This window comes from Vibrio sp. 1249-1 (genome assembly GCF_033340495.1).
Genome location: NZ_JAWOWJ010000267.1, coordinates 1 through 891, shown reverse-complemented (window position 1 = coordinate 891; position 891 = coordinate 1). Strand labels below are relative to the sequence as shown.

Here is an 891-nt window from a genome sequence, read left to right as displayed (position 1 = left end):
TTGACTCTTCTCAAGACATCCGCTCTGCAATGTGTCTAATCATGGAAGAAATGGGCCTAGTTGTTGAAGCGCACCACCACGAAGTAGCGACTGCGGGTCAAAACGAAATCGCTACTCGTTTTAATACGCTAACAACGAAAGCTGACGAAATCCAAATTTACAAATACGTAGTACATAACGTTGCTCACGCATTTGGTAAAACAGCGACATTCATGCCTAAACCACTCGTTGGCGACAACGGCTCTGGCATGCACGTTCACCAATCTCTAGCAAAAGACGGCGTTAACCTGTTTGCTGGCGACAAGTACGGCGGTCTATCTGAAACAGCGCTTTACTACATCGGCGGTATCATCAAACACGCTCGTGCAATCAACGCGTTTGCTAACCCATCAACAAACTCGTACAAGCGTCTTGTACCTGGATTTGAAGCACCAGTTATGCTTGCTTACTCTGCACGTAACCGTTCAGCTTCTATCCGTATCCCAGTGGTACCAAGCCCGAAAGCACGTCGTATCGAAGCTCGCTTCCCAGATCCAGCAGCAAACCCATACCTAGCGTTTGCTTGTCTACTGATGGCTGGTCTTGACGGTATCAAGAACAAGATCCACCCAGGCGAAGCGATGGACAAAGACCTTTACGATCTACCAGCAGAAGAAGCAGCTGAGATTCCTAAAGTGGCTGAGTCTCTAGAAGTGGCTCTAAATGCACTAAACGAAGACCGTGAGTTCTTAACAGCGGGCGGCGTATTCTCTGACGACTTTATCGATTCTTACATCGCACTTAAGTCAAAAGACGTTGAGCGCATCAACATGGCAACTCACCCACTTGAGTTCGAACTTTACTACTCTGTATAAGGTTCAAACTGTGTAAAATGTAAACACAGTAACAAAA

1 protein-coding gene is annotated in these 891 nt (G+C 46.6%); it reads left to right on the top strand.

Going from position 1 to position 891, the window contains the following annotated elements; all coding sequences use genetic code 11:
• Positions 1-854, top strand: an 854-nt coding sequence (gene glnA, locus R7Z50_RS25755) for a type I glutamate--ammonia ligase (RefSeq protein WP_318149510.1), incomplete at its 5' end; no start/stop codon positions are given.
• Positions 855-891 lie beyond the last annotated feature (37 nt).